Source organism: Cupriavidus sp. 22TCCZM01-5 (assembly GCF_057798915.1).
In genome coordinates, this window is sequence record NZ_JBYOJR010000014.1 from 42,237 (window position 1) to 60,521 (window position 18,285).

11 protein-coding genes are annotated in these 18,285 nt (G+C 63.7%); 6 read left to right on the plus strand and 5 right to left on the minus strand.

Features of this window, described 5'->3' with window-relative positions; all coding sequences use genetic code 11:
* From AC3FNH_RS15220 to tssB, 5 genes are all read right to left on the minus strand, one after another.
* Positions 1-1,740, minus strand: a complete 1,740-nt coding sequence (locus tag AC3FNH_RS15220) for an OmpA family protein (RefSeq protein WP_488720627.1) — start codon at positions 1,738-1,740, stop codon at positions 1-3.
* A gap of 10 nt (positions 1,741-1,750) precedes the next feature.
* Positions 1,751-2,386, minus strand: a complete 636-nt coding sequence (locus AC3FNH_RS15225) for a DotU/TssL family secretion system protein (protein WP_488720628.1) — start codon at positions 2,384-2,386, stop codon at positions 1,751-1,753.
* 11 nt (positions 2,387-2,397) lie between these two features.
* A complete protein-coding gene (gene tssK / locus AC3FNH_RS15230; protein ID WP_488720629.1) occupies positions 2,398-3,744 on the minus strand; it encodes a type VI secretion system baseplate subunit TssK in 1,347 nt (448 codons plus the stop codon).
* A 120-nt stretch (positions 3,745-3,864) separates the two neighbouring features.
* Positions 3,865-5,412, minus strand: a complete 1,548-nt coding sequence (tssC, locus tag AC3FNH_RS15235) for a type VI secretion system contractile sheath large subunit (RefSeq protein ID WP_488720630.1) — start codon at positions 5,410-5,412, stop codon at positions 3,865-3,867.
* A 31-nt stretch (positions 5,413-5,443) separates the two neighbouring features.
* Positions 5,444-5,959 (minus strand): type VI secretion system contractile sheath small subunit, encoded by a 516-nt coding sequence (gene tssB, locus AC3FNH_RS15240; protein ID WP_276101200.1) that lies wholly within the window; start codon positions 5,957-5,959, stop codon positions 5,444-5,446.
* 283 nt (positions 5,960-6,242) lie between these two features.
* Here tssB and AC3FNH_RS15245 point away from each other — a divergent pair, with 283 nt between their 5' ends.
* The 6 genes from AC3FNH_RS15245 to tssA all read left to right on the plus strand — a co-directional run bounded on the left by AC3FNH_RS15245 (position 6,243) and on the right by tssA (position 18,260).
* Complete coding sequence (locus AC3FNH_RS15245; protein ID WP_488720631.1) at positions 6,243-8,708, plus strand: type VI secretion system Vgr family protein; 2,466 nt, start codon at positions 6,243-6,245, stop codon at positions 8,706-8,708.
* 29 nt (positions 8,709-8,737) lie between these two features.
* Positions 8,738-10,531, plus strand: coding sequence for a lipase family protein (locus AC3FNH_RS15250; RefSeq protein ID WP_488720632.1), 1,794 nt, complete (start codon positions 8,738-8,740; stop codon positions 10,529-10,531).
* A complete protein-coding gene (locus tag AC3FNH_RS15255; RefSeq protein ID WP_276101203.1) occupies positions 10,528-11,424 on the plus strand; it encodes a T6SS immunity protein Tli4 family protein in 897 nt (298 codons plus the stop codon). Before AC3FNH_RS15250 ends, AC3FNH_RS15255 begins: the two co-directional genes overlap by 4 nt.
* Positions 11,425-11,681: 257 nt before the next feature.
* Positions 11,682-12,947, plus strand: coding sequence for a hypothetical protein (locus tag AC3FNH_RS15260; RefSeq protein WP_488720633.1), 1,266 nt, complete (start codon positions 11,682-11,684; stop codon positions 12,945-12,947).
* A gap of 181 nt (positions 12,948-13,128) precedes the next feature.
* On the plus strand, positions 13,129-16,644 hold the full coding sequence (locus AC3FNH_RS15265) for an ImcF-related family protein (RefSeq protein WP_488720634.1): 3,516 nt from the start codon (positions 13,129-13,131) through the stop codon (positions 16,642-16,644).
* Between the two features lie 26 nt (positions 16,645-16,670).
* A complete protein-coding gene (gene tssA / locus AC3FNH_RS15270) occupies positions 16,671-18,260 on the plus strand; it encodes a type VI secretion system protein TssA (protein WP_488720635.1) in 1,590 nt (529 codons plus the stop codon).
* The last annotated feature ends 25 nt before the right edge of the window (positions 18,261-18,285 follow it).

The following is an 18,285-nucleotide window of genomic DNA, read 5'->3' on the forward strand; positions in this document are numbered from 1 at the left end:
CTACTCCTTTTGCTGGAATGAACAGGCCGACTGGCCAGAGGTTGTCCGATTGTCGCGATGACCATCGCGGCAATCGGGGATAAGCGTGATCTCGACCCGGCGGTTCGCGGCGCGCCCCGCTTCGGTGTCGTTGGCGGCCGTGGGACGAGTGTCGCCATAGCCTTGAATTGCAAAGTGGGTGAGCGGCAGGTCGGCTGCATCCGCCAGCCAGTCGCGCACCGAGGCGGCACGTGCCTCGGACAATTTGAGGTTGCTGTGCGGGTTGCCGATGGTGTCAGTGTGTCCGGCCACCAGCACGCGCTTGTCCGGGTGAGCCTTGATCATCTCGAGCGCGCCGATCAGTACCCGGTTCGATCCGGGGTTCAGCACGGCGCTGCCGCTCCTGAAGAGCGACAGGCTGTCGAGCTCGATGGTTGCAGGCGGCGGCGCTGGCGGCTGATATGCGGCGATCAGGGCATTGAGCGGGGACAGCAACGGGGCGCCGCGATAAAAGCCCAGGCCCAGACGCGGTGGTACACCGGCGTGGCCATACTGCTCGAGCTCGTCACGATCGCGCTTGATGGCCTGCAGCGCATCGACCCGCGCGGCGTCGTGCTCGGGGCCGATCGCGCGATAGCGGGCCATATCGGCCATGACGCGCGCGACCAGTGCCCGGTTCTGCCAGGCCGAGGCCGCGCAGGCGGCGCAGAAGGCCACCGACAGCCAGGCAAAGGCATGCGCCAGGGCGCGCGGAAATGTCCGCCGCACTGGCTGCAGGGCGATGCCCTGGATCAGGGGCGCTGGCAGCGGGTAAGCGGCACGGCTGCCGTCCCTGGGGAGCCGGGCAAGCGCTGTCGTTTGTTCGCTGAAGCGGGCAAGCAGCGAGTCCGCAGCGGGGACGCCGGCGACGCAGGTCACGCCGAAGGCCGTGACGTGCACCGGGCGCCCGTATCGAATCCCATTGCGGAAGCTATTGCGCTGGCTGTCGACAAGGGCCGGCAGCAGCGCGCCAGCGGCCCAACGTGCCAGGGCATCAAGTCGCGCGGCGCGGTGCATTCGGGCCTCGCGGTCGGCAGGCCCTGCGGCCTGCGCATACAGCAGAGCGTGCGCGGCGACGAAGTCCGGCAGGGCATCCCCCGGCACCGCCTCCGTGCCCGACATTCCGAACCAGGGACAGTCGTCAGGCGTGCAGTTGGCCTCCTCGGCATACACGGCGAGGCAGACCGGCAACGCATGGCCGAGCGCACGGCTGGCCTCGTCGACGGCCGAGCGCCAGCGCCTGAGGCCGGCGTTCAGCGCACCCGCATCGTTCGCCTGGTCGGCGCCAATCAGGCAGGCGACGGCATCCGGGCCCTGCCCCTCGCGCCATCGCTTGAGGGCATCCGCCACGTGTGCCAGCCGGGTCGGGTCGTCAACACGCACCCAGATCGCGGTGTCGGTGATGCGAACCAGAGCCTCGCCGAAGGCCAGCGCCGGGGCGCCGGCCGCATCTCCCACGGCCAAAACCAGTGGCGTATTGCGCCGGGTGTCTCCCGGCAGCGCGTCCAGTGAAGCCCTGACAGAATGCAGGACCGGCTCCGCGGCGCGGCGCCGTGCACGCCGCCGCCGGGTGGCCGCAAGGATCGCCAACAACGCCATGACGATTGTGAAGGCGGCGAGCAGCAGATTCCATTTCGACGCCCAAGGCGAACTGAATGCCAGCCAGGCGAGCGCCAGTGCCGCGAGCCAGGCAAACAGCGTACGGTAGGGGTAGCCGGTCACGAATGCCCTCTCAGCCTGCAAGGCGGGCGATCGCCGCGGCCAGCCACCGGTCCAGAGCAACATAGACAAGGCCCGAGCCAACGCATGCGATGGCCACCCAGGCAAGCGGCGACAGGTGGCGCCACCGGGACGTCTTGCCGACGGTCACCAGCACCGGGCCGGATGCCTCCTGCACGCCGGCGTAACCAAGGCGCTCATCGATGGCGCGCATGAGCGCGGCGCGGGCACTGGCTCCCTTCAGCGCAAACCGGCCTTGAAAACCCAGCCCGAGGACGGCGTGGAACACGGCGAGCAATGGCAGCACCGGCTGCGGCTCGGCCAGGCGCCGCTCGATGCGGGTGATCAGCGCTTCACCGGCGTCATGGCTCTGGAACTGCGCCACTTGCAGGGGCTCGCGCTCCCAGGCGTCGCGGTCGGTGCCTTGCAGCCAACGCAGCGCGACCTCGTCCAGCAAGGCGCACTGGGCATAGGCGGCATCCTCGACGACATCGGCTGGCTGGCCCTTCGCCGAGAATTCCTCGCGCAGACGGGACACTTGTTCCAGACACCTCGTACGGAACGTCTCGAAGCCAGGTGCTGGCCTGGCAGCGTCGGCGAGCGCCGTCACGGTCAGCGCAGTGTCGCGCAGGGCGAGCGGGAGCATCATGGCGGAAGATCTCATGCCGGCAATACCGCGAAGAGTTCGAGCGACACGTCCGGCAGGGAGGCCGGCACGTAGAACTGGCAGGCCCGCGCGTCCAGCATGCGCTGGAAGGCCGGGTGGCCGCTGTCGAGTGCAAAGTACTGGTTCTCGATGCGCACGGGGATCGCAGCCGGCAGGCGCGACATCGCGCGCAGCGGGATACCCGGCAGGGCGGAGTTGACGATCTGTGCCACCTCGTCCGGCGCCCCAGCCTTGCACAGCCGAGGCAGTTGTTCGAGCAGCGCGTGGGCGGGCAGCCCGGCTTGCACGGACAGGTAGTACTCGGCACCTTCGACCAGGCGCTCGTCAAGGATCTTGCCGACCCAGACCGTGGGCCGGGTGCGCTCCAGAGCCACTGGCACCACGCGTGACGGGATCACCGTGTCAAGCAGCGCGCGGATCAGCGATTCCAGTTCCGAGAAAACCGGCTCGGGGGCGAGGTGATCATAGGCCGGGATGGCCTGCAGCGTCTCGGTGGTGGAGAAGGTCAGCAGCGCCCCGGCCAGGCGCGCCAGGACGCCGTAAAGCCGTTCGGGATGCTGCTGTGGCGCGGTGCACAGGCGCGCCAGCTCCGGCCAGCTGCTGTTCACGCTGTGCAACAGCCAGAAGAGGGCCACATCGGCGACCGCGTAGTCGGCGATCTGGTCGGAGCGCTCGCGCCGGCGCACGGCCAGGCTCGCGCTTTTGGCGATCAGGATTTCTGACAGCCGGCTCATCCGCTCTGTAAGCCGGTCGCTGGCCGACAGGAAGAGGCAGGGCGGTACAAAAGCCGGATCGACTTCGAAGCGCCCCTGCGGGGTGCGCACCAGCCGCGCAATCGGGCAGGTCACATAATCGCCGTGTTCCTCGAAGTCGAAGAGAAGCGCGAGCGCATGCCGCTCGACGCTGATTTCTTCCTTGCCTTCCCCGTGCAAGTCGGAGACTTCCAGGTATTCGCGCACGAAACGCCGCGGCCGGGCGGGCCGTTCCCGCGCCTCCACGCAGTTGCCGCCTTGTGCGTCAACGAGTGCCAGGCCGACCAGCACCACCACGGCGTCGACGGTAGCCGGGACATCGCCCAGGTCACGCGCCGGGGGCGTCAGGTCGGCAGTTTCCGTATCGATGACGGTGCCGTCCGGCAGCCGCAGGACGAGAGAATTTGCCGACAGCCGATGGATGGGCAAAGCCTCTCGGTCGAACGCGATGCGGACAATGCCCCACGGGTCGGGACTCGCCATGCGTGCGACTTGCTCGTCGGCATACCGGTCCCACAGCGCCTGTTGCTGGAAATGCTGCGGGGTCATGAAAATGCCCTGTGCCCACAGCGGTCTTGTTATCTTCATCGTGCTCGGCTGGTACGCGGAAAGGAACCCTTTCCGCATGGGAGGTGCCGCACGGTGGCTGTAGAGCCAGCGTGCGTCGGAACGTCGTCATGTCAGCGTTTCAGGAACGGCCGCGGCCGTTCAGTTCTTCGCCTTGGGCATCTGCGATACGAGCGACAGATTGATGTCCATGCCCTCGATCTGGAAGTGCGGCACGATGAAGAGCTTCACGCGGAAGAAGCCGGGGTTGTCCTCGATATCCTCGACCAGAACCTTGGCCTCGCGCAGCGGGTGCGAGGCCTGCAGCTCGTCGCCGGGATCGGTCATCTCGGTGACGAGCGTCTTGATCCAGGTGTTGAGTTCCAGTTCCAGCAGGCGGCGATCCTTGGTGGTGCCGATGTTCTCGCGCTGAATCAGCTTCAGGTAGTGCGCGATCCGCGACAGCAGGAAGATGTATGGCAGGCGCGCATTGACGCGGCTGTTGGCGGTCGCTTCCCTGGTGTCGTAGAGCGCCGGCTTCTGGGCCGAATGGGCGGAGAAGAAGCACGCGAAGTCGTGATTCTTGTAGTACGACAGCGGAATGAAACCCAGATTGGCGAACTCGAACTCGCGCGTTTCCGGGATCAGCACCTCGGTCGGGATCTTGGCCTGGTTGCCGGTACCCAGGTCATAGAGGTGAATCGGCAGGTCCTCGACCAGGCCGCCGGCCTGCGGGCCGCGGATCTGCACGCACCAGCCGTTCTTGAGAAAGCTCTGCACCATGTTCGCGGCAAAGGCGAACGAGGCATTGGCCCACAGGTAGCGGTTGTGATCCGGACCCTTGACGGCTTCGGTGTAATTGAAGGCGCGCACCGGCACGGTCTCGGGACCGTAGGGCAGGCGGGCCAGGAAGTTTGGCAGCGTCAGGCCAATATAGCGCGCGTCGTCCGACTCGCGGAAGCTCTTCCACTTCAGGTATTCGGCGCGATCGAAGTAGTTGCCGATGTCGCGGATGCTGGCGACTTCTTCCATCGACTCCTTGCCGAAGAATGCCGGCGAGACCGAGCCGATGAACGGCATGTGGGCTGCGGCCGAGACCTTGGAGAGGTTGCGCAGCAGGGCGATATCCTGGGCGCTGCGGTCGAACGCATAGTTCGAGATGATCGAGCCGATTGGCTCGCCGCCCGGCGTGTCGTATTCCTGGATGTAGGTGTGCAGGTACAGGCCGCTCTGGATGACCTCGGGGGTGTCTTCGAAGTCCTGGCGCAGCGCGTCCTTCGAGACATCCAGCACTTCGATCTTGACGTTCTTGCGGAAGTCGGTGCGATCGACCAGGAACTTGAGACCGCGCCAGGCCGATTCGATCTGCTGGAACGTGTCGTTGTGCATGATCGCGTCCAGCTGGCGGCTGATCTGCTGGTCCAGATGCGCGATATGGAAATCGAGCAGGCTCTTGTCGAGGCGGTCCACTTGCTGCGACGAGTCCTGGATCATCTTCAGGAAGACGTTCATCGCCTGGGCGACGCGTTCATCCAGCGACGATTCGGAGAGCGCATCGGCGCTCTGGAACGACTCCATCGGACGCGTGGTCGTGACCGGCATCAGGTGGATCTTCTCGCACAGGGACTCGTAGACGCTCTTGCCTGGCGCATCCAGGACGACGGTGCCGGTTTCGCCATGGGCGCTCGCGGCGATTTCATGCTTGGTCATGGGGCTGATTCCTCAAGGAAGACGGTGACAGTTACTGGGCGGACGGGGAAGCCGGAGCGGCCTGGCCGATCTTCTGCAGGTCGGCGCGCAGCCGCTCGGACAGGGTCGGGTCCTTGAGGATTTTTTCGAGTTCGCGGCGGAACATTGCGTTGTCGAGCAGGTTCGACTTCAGGTCGCGCAGCAGATTACGTGCGGCCATCAGGGCGCGCAGTTCGGGCACCTTCCCCGCCACCACCTCCGGCCTGAAGTCGTCCATCGACTTGAAGTCGAGATCGACCGGCAGTTCGGTGCCATCGCCAACGAGGGTGTTCTCGACTGCGATCTTCGCCCTGGGGTTGAAGTCGGCGAGGACCGAATTGAAATTGTTCTTGTTGATGGACACCTTCTCGCGCTCCGCGAGCGCCCGCGTGTCCTGACCGTTGCTGTAGTCGCCCATCACCAGCAGCTTGAGCGGCAGTTCGACCTTCTTCTGCGCACCGCCGGTATGCAAGTCCAGCTTGATATTGACGCGTGCCTTGGGCACTTCATTCTGAAAACTTTCAGCCATTCTTCGGATCCTTTTTAATTCTGACTCTAACGATTGCTAAGGCCTCAACAACGGACAGTACGGCGAATTTTTTCGATTAGTACCACGCTGTGTGCTGCGGAAATATAGGACTTTTTCCAATCTGCGCGGAATGTTGATTTAGATCGAGAATTTGTGCGAGGACGATGGCAAATGGATTTCCGCTGTAAGCAAAAGCGTTTACCGTGCGTCGCGAGGCGTTGTGTTTCGAGCGATGCACGGCCCGTGCAGTAAGTTCGACCACGCTGATAACGGAGCGTAACCTATGGCCGATCTGGGAAAGGAACTGAAGAGCTACGGCGATCCCCTGCTCAAGGGACTGACCGGGCGGCAGGCTTACTTTCTGGAGGTGCCCGGCACGGCCAGCGCCGCGGCTATTTCGGTGGTGTCATTCGCGGCGGTGGAGCGGATGGGCGAGCCTTATACCGTCACTGTCCAACTGACGCACCCGCTGGCACTCGACCGCGCCGATTATCTGGGCAGGGAAGCGACTTTTCTGATCGATCCCGCCGACGGCAGCGAGCCGCGCAAGTTTGCCGGCTGCATCACGCACTTCAGCGAAACCAAGCAGACCCGCGACTTCTGCAGCTACGAGATGGTGGTCGAGCCGCTCATCGCGCGGATGCGCCTCACACGCGCGAGCCGCATCTACCAGCAGCAGACCGCGCCGCAGATCATCGAAGCGATCCTGCGCCGGCATGGGTTGAAAGGCCACCAGTTCGTCTTCAAGCTTTGCCGAAAGTACCCGCAGCACAAGTTCCGGTTCCAGTATCAGATGACTGATCTGGCATACGTTCGGCTGCTGTGCGAGCAGGAGGGCCTATATTTTTACTTCGCGCCGGGCAAGTTTGGCGAGATGGTGGTGTTTGGCGACGACATCGACCACTACCTCTACCAGCCGGAACTGCGCGTGCCGTATCGCGAGACGGCGGGACTCGAGTCGGGCCAGGAGACGGTCTTCTCGATCAAGACCCATGCCAGGACGATCCCCGAATCGTTCCGGGTGGCGGACTTCAATCCAGACAAGGCGTGGGAACGCCCCACTGGCGAAGCCAATGTCGCGCGCAAGGAGAAGACGACCTACGGTCAGTCCTATGTGTATGGCACCCACCATCTGGAATTCGACGACGCCAAGTGGGAGGCGCAATTGCGCCATGAGGCAGAGTTTGCCGGCCAACTTGTCTATGCGGGGGAGAGCAATGTCCTCGCACTGTGTCCGGCGCGCATCCTGCGTTTGGACCTGGCGCTGCCCGACGCGCCAAACGGGCAGGTCATCACGCAGGTCATCCATCGCGGCGCGCGCGACGCGGCCCGCAACACCTACAAGGCCATTCCTTCGGACCGGCGCTTCCGCCTGCCGCTGGACGAAGACAAGTGGCCGAAGATCCAGGGGACGCTGAGCGCCCGCATTACCTCGCCGGGCCAGTACAAGTATGCCTACCTGACCCAGGACGGCCACTATGTCGTCCGCTTTGATTTTGACTTTGACGCCTGGCCGAACGGCGGCGAGAGCGTTCCACTACGACTGGCCAAGCCGTTTGCCGGGGCGCTGCAGATGGGGTTCCACTTTCCGCTGATCGACGGCACTTATGTGGACGTGGCCTTTCGTGATGGCAATCCGAACAAGCCGTACATCGCCAGCGTGCAGCACAACAGCCAGCACCCTGACTTGATTACCAATGAGGACCGGTGGCTGTCGCGCAACGTGATTCGCACGCAGAGCAATAACAAGCTGCGCATGGAGGACTGGGAGGGGCAGGAGGGGATCAAGCTTTCGACGGAGTATGGCGGCAAGTCACAGCTCAACTTGGGATACCTCGTTGACCATCAGAAGAAGAAACGGGGAGACGGCTTCGAACTGCGCACCTCGGGCTGGGGTGCGATCCGGGGTGGCAAGGGGCTGTTCCTGTCGGCCGATGATCAGCCGAATGCAGGGGGGCAGCAACTTGATATGGACGCCGCACAGGGATTGCTGCAGCGGGCGCTCCAGCAAAGCGAAGCGCTGGCGTCTGCCGCGAAAGCCGCACAAGCCATCGCAGCCGACTACGACAGGCAGAAGGTCCTGCTCGACGACACGCTGAAGGAACTCAAGAAGGCCGGGATCCTTGTCAGCGCACCGGCTGGCATGGCGCTGGCATCGGGCGCCGACTTGCAGTTAAGCGCGGCAGGGAATTTGATCGCCACATCGGGCGGCAACGCCGATCTCAGCATACTCAAGCGCTTCACAGTCGCGGCAGGCGAGCTGGTGTCCATCTTTGCGCAGAAGATGGGCATCAGATTGTTTGCAGCAAGAGGGAAGATCGAGATCGAGGCACAGAGCGACGAGATGCGGCTGCTTGCAGACAAGAATATGACCATCACCAGTGCAAACGGGCGTGTCGTTATCGAGGCCAAGGAAGAACTGCTGTTCAAGTGTGGCGGCTCTTATCTTCGCATGTCATCGACGGGGATCGAGGATGGCACGCGAGGGGAGCGGACGATCAAATCCGTTGCATTCAGCCGCCAAGGGCCGAGTTCACTGGCCCAGGAAATGAATACGTGGAAGCACGCGAACTTCCATGACAGCTACGTGATTCGCAACCCTTCCACGGGGGAGCCGCTTGCCAATACGCGTGTCGAGATCCTGCGTGGTGACGGCATCAAACTCAAGATGATGACGGACTCGGCTGGGAAAACGCCGCTCCAGAAGAGTTTGTTTGTCGAACCCCTTCGTATCAGACAGATGGACTGATCCGCCTAACCGTACACCCGAACAACACCATGGCCGAAGCGAGTCCCGTTTTTATCCATAGCGTCGTCGACGACAATGGCGACCTGTACAGTTCAGTAACCCTGACGCCGGCAGAGGATCAGCGCGAAAAGATCATTCTTGCCAAACCTTACGTGATCCCCGTCCTCTTCCTGCCCGGCATCATGGGAACCAATCTCAGAAAGAGGAAAGGGAAGAACATCGCCTGGCGACCACCCAATGCAGACCTGCGGGGAGCGGCCGATCTGATTTGCCAGCTTTTCAGCTATGTATTCAAGAATACGAAGGATCGGGCCAATGATCTGGCCACTGAGACCGTTGAGGTTGACCCCAGTGGTCCAATTGATGCGGGGCAGAGCGGACTACCAAAGAATGTGCTGGTGGCGCGCGGCTGGGGTGCGTTGATGCGTTCGTCCTATCACCCGTTCATGGGGCAACTGCAACACCTCCTGAACTCGCTGGCGGAGTATGACTTCACGCGTTGCCAGGCCGACTTGAAAAACTGGGCAGCGGAGTTTGGGCAGGACCCACCTGGGGACTGGGGCGCGGAGGGTGGCGAGGCGTTGACCCGCGAGGAAATCCTCCATGCCGCCAACTACCAGTTCGACGTGTGGGCCGGTGGCTATAACTGGCTGCAAAGCAACCGCGACTCTGGTGCGGCCATCAAGGATCTGATCGAGAACACGATCCTGCCGTACTACAACGAAGGTAAGACGGTTGTGGTCGAAGACACCCCGGATGGCCAAGGGAACAATCAGTGCAGCATCCGACGCAAGAGGCCAAATCGCGCGATGGCGGAACAGGTCATCGTCGTCACGCATTCGATGGGCGGGCTGGTGAGCCGCTCGCTCACTGAAATCCACCAGTGCGACAAGGTACTCGGTGTTTCGCACGGCGTGCAGCCAGCTACGGGTGCGCCGGCCACGTACAAGCGCATGCGTTCTGGCTTCGAAGGAGCGGAACAGCTCTTTCTCGGCCGGAACGCGGCGGATGTGGTTGCCATCCTTTCGCAAGCACCCGGGGGATTGGAACTGTTGCCCACTGCGGACTACAACGATGGCAAGCCGTGGCTCAGGTTGCGTGACAAGAGGACCGGTGCAGATCTCATGCGGCCGCTGCCGATCAATGGTGATCCCTATAGCGAGATTTATCTCTCGCCGGAATGGTATGGGTTGGTGCCGGAGGGGAATCTCGGACTGATGAATCCAGACGGCAAGAACGCGGAGTTACGGTCGGCGAATGGCATTAAGTCAGAGAGAGAGACGCCCCGCGAGGCCCTGAGTCGGACAATCGTTAAGTTGAGAGAATTTCATGAGTCTATCGATAAACGATACAAGGTACCTACCTATGCTCACTATGGCGTACAAGGTCGGCGCGATGCCGACAGCGACAAGGGCGGCCTGTTCGGGACGGGCGTGATGGCGAGTAAGGATCGGTTCACCTGGGGCGAGGTGGCCTGGGAAGGGGCAGGCATTGGTGCTCTGGAACCGAGCGGAGTCATCATCGCCAGCGACGATGGCAATGGAACATTGAGGACATCAAGCGGGCTTACCCTGACGATTGGCGGGCCCGATTGCCCAGGCGACGGTACCGTGCCGAGGTACTCCGGCGCGGCCCCAGGCAAGGCGGGGATTGCGATGAGTTTTGCACATGGGCAGGGTAGCCCTGGGCTGCACAACTCAGATTTTTGTTATGACCACCAGGGCAGCTACGGAGACAAACATCAGCGTTCGCTTTATGCAACGATGTTTGCCATCGTCAAGATCGCTCAGCAAGCGCAATGGCACAAGAAGGAGTCGGCATGAAAGCGGGATGGAGAACACGGGCGATTGGCCGGCACCTGGTTGACTTGCAGGGCGACGCGCGAACGATTGAAAGCTATAGGTTTAACAAGGTGCCGATTGAACTGCTGCCGGCAATCCGGACAGGTCAACACTTCAATGATTTGGTTGCTCGAAGGGAGCAGGAACTTCGAGCAATGCGAAAGAAATCGGGAGGCAGCCTGTTCATTGAGCGTGTGACCCACGCGAATGGATCGGTGACGCTTGTCTCTTGGCTGGACTTGGGCGTGGAGTACTACCATTTCGATTCCTACATTCGAGCAGGGTCGAGAGCGTTGCAGTACTCGGGAGACGTGTCGCCGAGCCGCAAGATATCTGCATTGTCAGCCTGTGACGAGTTGGCGCGGGAATGGCGAGAAGTCGCGCCCGGAGAGATGCCAACGGGCCTTGGTTACGTGGCGGATGACACGATTCTGATGGACAGGGACATGAACCGGGAAAGCTGGGAGATGGTCATTCAGTTGGCCGGTAAGCCCGATGTGTCATTCAAGATTTCCGCCTACGCGCAGTATCAGGTGGAGCCAGGCCTGCGACAGCGTGCCGGTGGCATCCTGGCCGGATTGCTGGGCGCGGTGGCCGGCGTCTCGCAACTACGAAACCGAGAGCGTCCGGTTGGCCCAATACAAGGCGATGAGATCCTGGTGGCGGGAACGCAGGATGGCAAGCGGACCTATGGGTTCAAATGGGAGGCGCCAGGCAAGGCAAATTCCCTGGCCGAACCTAATCTGAATGCGTCGTTGCAGGTCGGTGAAAGCGCCTACCTTACCAATAAAGAATCGTTTGCCAGTGACGATGAAGCACTGGAATTGTGGGATGCCGTGGTGGGCTCCCTGCGTTTGCGCCCGGGGGCCGTATGAGCAAGTTCTTCTCTCGCCGCCGCATGCTTTTGTCCATGGCAGCCGCGTCGGTTTCGATGGCGGCTTCGGAACTATCGCTTGCGTCGTCTCCTAACCTATCAGTTGGGGAGGCCATGCGCTATTTGTGTGAGGATGTCTTCCCATCGATTCACCAGAAGCGCCACGAATCCAGTGATGGTGCTGCAGGCTGGAGCCACCGCGCTCGTGCCACCACACATCCTCTCGTCTTGTGGAGGACGGAATGATCGGAGCGAGGCATGGCGGTTGATTTCTCGCTTCTGCCGGCAGAAGAGCAGGAGATTGCCGAGCGGCCGTCACGGGTGGCATGGGCGATCGCGTTCCTGGTCATGGTGCTGGGAGGCGTATTGGCGGTCCTCCTGTCATGGCCGAAGCATTTGCCGACCCACACCTGGAAATTCTGGGCAACGTTGATCGTCTTTCCTGTGGGAGTACCGGTCTGGATCGTGCTGCGCAGGTATGGCCATCACGAAGGCCGCAAGCTCGACGTTCTAATGCGCAACGAGGCGATTCGCAAGTACAACGAGCACGTGTTTGCTGTCGCGGCGCGTCCGTTGGCAGTGCTCGGTGTGGCTCATCGGATCTCGTCAGATCGGAATGTGAACGCCCTGGCCAGCATACAGGCTGGTACTGTCAGGATCGGTACTCAGGAGCCTATCGCCAACGAAGGTGATCCAGTGAGGGCCCGCTGGTTGGAAGTGCCTGGCGTAGAGCTTGTGCCCGGTGGAAAAGAGAAAGATGATGATCGTCAGCGCAAGGCGATGCAATGGCTGTATTCAGAGTTGCTTGACGACCTTGCAGAACGAATTCGAGCGTTGCCTTTGCAAACAGGTTTCGGCGTTAGCCTATGGATCTCAGGTGGATTGCATAGGCAGGACCATGTGGCGCTCTGGGAGAAAGCCTGGCAAGAACGTCAGTTCCGAGCCATGGACCTCATTGAGGAGGCTGAGCCAGCCGGTCTTCATGTCGTTGATGGCTGGCTTGACGAGATTGCTGGCCAAGGCAAGCGCGACGCGAGGCTGATCGTGGCCATTCAACTGCATCCGGTGCTGAGCGACACGCCGCCCCCTGATACGGCCGAAGCCGGTGTGGCGGTTCTGCTCATGCCGGATGAAGCGGCAAGCAGGCTGGCCGTGGAGCGTGAGGCCAGCCTCCATCGTCCAGTGCGCGGTCCTGTTGACCAGTCGAACGGCGCCCTGTTACATGCCCTCAAGTGGGGCGATACCAAGGCCTCGGACATAACGAAGGGTTGGCAGACCGGCTTTGATGCCGCAATGGCTGGAGTTCTGCACAGGGCAGCTATGCAGATTGGACTCGAAACACAGCCGATAGACCTCGATCAGACTGTCGGGCATGCCGGGGTTGCGGCATCTTGGCTGGCAGTCGCGTGCGCTGCTGGATCGTTGTCCGGCGATGCCCCAAGTCAGATCATTCTTGTCGGCGGGCCGGACGGCGTGGACGCCGCGGTCATTCGGCGGCAATCACATGAGACGCGGCCCGTCTAGGCAGACGGTGTGGGTCCGGATCTACCGCTGCGGGCCAACTCAGTTGGTACAGCCGAGCCCGAGACTGATACCGTCACAGCACTCGTCGTACATGGATGCTTAAGTTCATAAGGACGGTTGACATCCACGTCGGCCACTCCAAATAGGCTCGATTCACGGGCATATAGGTTTTTCCCGAACAATGAAGAAGCTGAGGATCGACCTGGCCTCAATACTCGTTCTTGCACTAGTGTTTGCCGGTGCCATCGGGTTATGGGGCGAGACCATCGGTATTAAGACGCCAGAAGCACGAAGCTATTGGTCATCGGCAATAGCTGTTGGCGCGCTTGTGCTAGCCATATTCGCGTCGTTTGATCGCCTGAGCCGCTGGTGGGACGCATTGAATGCGCTGAGGAAGTGGCTGGGATTCCGTACATCAGAGATGGCTGGCACAACGCAAGGCAGCATTGTTGCCGTCGATGCTCGACCAGGTGTGGCATCGGAGCCCCTGGAGCGACTCCGTCGGACAGCAAGGCAGCAAAATGGCTTTCGTTGGCACTACCGCCAACCTTGGCTACTTCTGACCGGCGATGACCATGCCATCGCCAAACTCCTTCCTGGTCTCGCCGAGTCAGGTTGGCTGATCACCCCCGACGTCGTACTCCTGTGGAGCAGGACCGACAAGAGCGGACAGCCGGATGCCACTTGGCTTAGGCAGCTCTACAAACTGCGCCGCCGCCGTCCGGTCGATGCGATAGTTCTCGTGTCTGACGGCGATGCGAAGGTTTCGTCGCAGCGGGGAAGTCATCTGCACGGCCTCCGCCTGGCCCGCATTGCCGAGGTATTGCACTGGTCCGCGCCGGTATATCTGCTGGATGTCGCGCAGACCAATGCAGCCGCCAATGGCCATACGCCGGTGATCGGCTGCGAGCTGCCACGTCCTGCAGATGCCGAAGTCATCGACCATGTCCTGCAAACCTTGCGCGACCAGTTGTCGGATCGCAGCGTCGAGCAGCTGATCCAGAACGGGCGCGATTGCTACATGGGCGAACTCTCGCAGCGGCTCGATACCCGCGGACCGGCGCTGGCTGACTGGATCGCGGGACTGCACGGCACCCAACGCCGGCGTCTTCCGCTGCACGGCACCATGTTCGCCCCATATCCAACCTCTACTGCCAATGCGAACGCCGAACCCAGCGCCGACCTGCCGCTCTGGCAATACCTTGGCGAGGCCGCGAGGCGTCAGCCGGGTCGGCGCATCGGCTGGCACCCGGTCACCGTGTGCTCCATCCTGGCGCTGACAGCCATTGGCCTATGGAGCGCCGGCATGCTGGTATCGGGGGCGCTGAACGCGGGGGACGTGCATGCCGCCCAGCAGGCCGTGACCGAGATCCAATCGGCCCCCGATCCCGCCGCCCGCCTGCGCGCGCTGCTGGCCTTGCAGCAGCAGATCGAACGCTACGAGTACCGCAAGCAGCATCATGCGCCGCTGCTGACCCGCTTCGGGTTGAACCGCGACTCCGAGGTGCTGGCCGCTCTGTGGCGACCCTACGCACAGGCTAGCCGCCCGCTGCTGACCACGCCCGTACAGCAGGACCTCGAAGCCTCGCTCGTCGATCTCACACAGATGCGCACCGACACGCTGGATAAACAGACCAGCCGCTGGGCGCTGGGCGGTCACCAGGGCCTCAAGACCTACCTGATGCTGGCCCAACCCGAGCGCGCCGAGCCTGGCTTCCTGGCCCAGCAACTGGTGCAGCACTGGTCCACCGACGCCCGGATTACGCCGGGCGAGAAGCAGGACCTGGCCGAACGTCTGCTGAAGTTCTACGCCCAGCACCTCAAGGCCAACCCTGCCTGGCGCATCGAGCCTCGGCCCGAACTGGTGACCGGCGCGCGCCAGACCCTGCTGGCGGTCATAGGCGAGCGCAATGCCGAAGACACGATCTACCAGGGCATCATCAACGCCTTCGGCGACAACGGCGGCAACAAGTACCCGGACGCGACCCTGGTGTCGCTGACAGCCGGCACCGATCCCCGCGGGCTGGTGCGCACTGCGGCGAACGTGCCCGGCGTCTTCACCCGCCAGGCCTACGAAGGGTACATCGCTCCCGCCATCGAGGCCGCCGCCAGGCGCACGGAGATTGCCAGCGACTGGGTGCTGACCGACGGCAAGCCGCAGGGCGCTCAACAGACGACCAGCCGCTCCGCCGAAGCCCTGCAGGCCGCCCTGACCGCGCAGTACTTTGCCGATTATGCGGACCGCTGGCAGGGCTTCATGAACAGCCTGCAATGGGAACCGGCGCCGACGCTGCCGGCCGCCATTGACCAGCTCAAGCTGATGGCCGACGCGCGCCAGTCGCCGGTGATCGCGTTGATGAAATCGCTCGAGTACCAGGGCGGCGCCGGCGCCCGCAAGGACTCCCTGTCCGATACGCTGGTGGCCAAGGCCCAGGATTTGCTGGGCAAGAAGGCGCAGGGGCCGGAGGGCCTCAGGCCGGATGCGGCCGGACCGCTGGGCGCCGCCTTCGGCCCGGTGCTGCGGCTGTTGGCTCAGACCCAGGCAGGGCAGGGCACCAGTGGTGACCTGAGCCTGCAACGCTTCCTCGACCGCGCGACGGCGCTGCGCCTGCGCCTGCAGCAGGTCAGCAACAGCGCCGACGCCGACGCACAGGCCCGCCAGATGGCGCAGGCGCTATTCCAGGGCAAGGGTTCGGAGCTGGCCGATACCCAGGCCTATGCCCAACTGATGTCCGCCAGCCTCGGCAACCAGTGGGCGGGCATGGGAGAGACCTTGTTCGTGCGGCCGATCGCCCAGGCGACACAGACCGTGCTGCAACCCGCGCAGGCGAGCCTGAACGACGCGTGGCGGCAGGGTATTGCCATGGCGTGGGGCAGGTCGTTCGCCGGGCGCTATCCGTTCGCTGACAGCGCCAACGATGCCTCGCTGCCCGAGCTGGCGCGCTTCCTGCGCCCGCAGACCGGGCTGATCGGATCGTTCCTTGGCACGCAGCTGGCCGGCGTGCTGGAGCTGCAGGGCGATCGATGGGTGCCGGCGGCCACCGGCGGCCAGGCACTGGCCTTCGACCCGGCCTTCCTCAAGGCGGTCAATGCCCTGCAACGTATCGCCACCCACCTGCTGGCCGAGGGGGAGCCCCAGTACCGCTTCGAGGTCAAGCCGATTCCCACCCCGGGCCTGACCGACACGGTACTGACGCTCGACGGCCAGAAGCTGCACTACTACAACCAGCGCGAGACCTGGCAGGCAATGACCTGGCCGGCCAACAACCTGCAGGACCTGGGCACCCGGCTGCAATGGCAGACCGAGCGCGCGGGTACCAACAAGAGCTATGAGTTCGGCGGCCGCTGGGGACTGGTGCGGATGCTGGAGCGGGCGCACATCGAGCCGCTTGACAGCGCTACCTATCAACTGACGTGGCGAGGCATAGCGGACGGCAAGGGGCCGGAAGGCGTGGCCGAGGCGAACGGTCTGTCCGCCGGCGCGATCGACAGCGATCCCGACAGACTGACGGCCCGCGCCGCGAAGCTCCCGCCACCGCCGGAGGTGACATATCCGCTCAGCTATCAGATGCGCACCGAGGTCGGCCAGGGGCCGCTGGAGATGCTGGCGCTACGGGGCTTCGTGCTGCCGTCACGCATTTTCGTGGGCCGGGAGCGGCAGGCCGTGGCATACACCGCGCCCGGGCCGCACCAATAGCGCCATCGCCAATGGAGAACGAATCCATGTTCAGCAAGCTTCTCAATGCGCTGTTCGGCTCGCGCGCACCCGCGGACCTCGCGCGTTCGACACAGGCCCTCTGGGAGCCGTGGCTGCTGCCGATCCGCCCGGAGGCTCCGGTGGGCGACGATCCCGGCTACCACGACGACTTCCTGGCCATCAAGGAGGAAGTCGCCAGGCTGTCCAACATCAACGATACGCTAATCGTGGAGTCCGCAAGCGAACTGCTGAAGAACGTCACAAAAGATGTGCGTGTGGCCGTTTACTATGCCTACGGACGTATGCGGCGCGACGGCGCGGAAGGGGTCGCGTGCGGCTTCGAATTGCTGTCGGCGCTCATCGACCGCTTTGGCCCCCAGTTGCTGCCCGCCCGCGCCGAGAGCCGCAAGGCTGCGCTCGAATGGCTGGCTGGCGCCACCTTCACCGACCGGCTCGACCGGGTACCGGACCTGACTGGCGCGCCCCTGGAGCGCACGCTGTCCGCGCTCGCCCTGATCCAGGAGCGCACCGGGCAGTGGCCGGAGCCGGCGCGCCCGGCGCTCGACGGGCTCTTCCGCCGGTTTGAGGACCGTTTGGAAGGGCGGCTCGCGTCACCATCGGCTGACGAGGGTGCTGGCATCGCCGAACGATCAAGACCGTCCCCCGCCTCGTCGGCGGTCCTGCCGGCCGGCGAGGTGGCCTCTGCGCGCGACCTGCTCGAGCGGGCACGCCAGATGGCGCTCTTCCTGCGCGAGCAACCCCACGGTTATCTCGCCGCCTATCGCCTGATGCGCTGCGTGCGCTGGGATACCCTGACCGACGTGCCGCCGCATGAGGCGAGCGGCAAGACCCGCCTGGTGGCGCCCCGCGCCGAACTGCGCGCCCAGCTCAAGCGCCTGCTGCTGCAAAAGCAGTGGCCGGAATTGCTCGACCGCGTTGAACAGGCCTTCGCCGAAGGGGCAAACCACTTCTGGCTGGACTTGCAGTACTACGCTTTCACCGCCCAGGACCAGGCGGGCGGCGAGTACGCGCGCGTGCGCGACCTGCTGGCGACGGATTGCGCGCTGATGCTGGAGCGCCTGCCCGGCCTCGATCAGCTGGCCTTCACGGACGGCACGCCGTTCGCGGACGACACCACGCTGGCGTGGATCGCCCGACATGCCACCGTGCGAGACGTCGAGCGCGGCGAGGCGGTTGCGCCGGTGTCGGTTGCCTCCGCCAGCACCGACTGGGCGGAGACGGAAGCCCAGGCGGCCGACCTGGCCGCCCAGCAAGGCCTCGATGCCGCCTTCGCCTGGCTGCAGGGACTGCCCCTGCCCGACGGCGAACGCGACCGCTTTGTCCGGCATCTGGTGATGGCGCGCGTCGCGCAAAGCGCTGGCCGGGCCGATACGGCCCTGCACCTGCTGTCCGCCCTCGACCTCTGCGCCCAGCGCTTCCTGCTGGCGACCTGGGAGCCGTCGCTCGCGTTCGAAGCCAAGCAGCAACTGCTGCGGCTGCTCAAGGCCCGCCTGGCCCGCAAGGACGTGGACAAGGCCGTACTGGCCCAGCGTATTGATGGGCTGGCGGGCGACCTGACCGCCATCGACCCGGCCCGCGCCGTGTCCCTTGCCTGACTGCCCTCGCCTGACTCCCTCGCCA

What these genes read in the sequence shown, in the direction of transcription:
- AC3FNH_RS15260 (WP_488720633.1), top strand. Translation starts at nt 11,682, where the DNA reads ATGGCGGTTGATTTCTCGCTTCTGCCGGCAGAAGAGCAGGAGATTGCC.
- AC3FNH_RS15250 (WP_488720632.1), top strand. Translation starts at nt 8,738, where the DNA reads ATGGCCGAAGCGAGTCCCGTTTTTATCCATAGCGTCGTCGACGACAAT.
- AC3FNH_RS15265 (WP_488720634.1), top strand. Translation starts at nt 13,129, where the DNA reads ATGAAGAAGCTGAGGATCGACCTGGCCTCAATACTCGTTCTTGCACTA.
- tssK (WP_488720629.1), bottom strand. Translation starts at nt 3,744, where the DNA reads ATGAAGATAACAAGACCGCTGTGGGCACAGGGCATTTTCATGACCCCG.
- tssA (WP_488720635.1), top strand. Translation starts at nt 16,671, where the DNA reads ATGTTCAGCAAGCTTCTCAATGCGCTGTTCGGCTCGCGCGCACCCGCG.
- AC3FNH_RS15225 (WP_488720628.1), bottom strand. Translation starts at nt 2,386, where the DNA reads ATGATGCTCCCGCTCGCCCTGCGCGACACTGCGCTGACCGTGACGGCG.
- AC3FNH_RS15245 (WP_488720631.1), top strand. Translation starts at nt 6,243, where the DNA reads ATGGCCGATCTGGGAAAGGAACTGAAGAGCTACGGCGATCCCCTGCTC.
- tssC (WP_488720630.1), bottom strand. Translation starts at nt 5,412, where the DNA reads ATGACCAAGCATGAAATCGCCGCGAGCGCCCATGGCGAAACCGGCACC.
- tssB (WP_276101200.1), bottom strand. Translation starts at nt 5,959, where the DNA reads ATGGCTGAAAGTTTTCAGAATGAAGTGCCCAAGGCACGCGTCAATATC.
- AC3FNH_RS15255 (WP_276101203.1), top strand. Translation starts at nt 10,528, where the DNA reads ATGAAAGCGGGATGGAGAACACGGGCGATTGGCCGGCACCTGGTTGAC.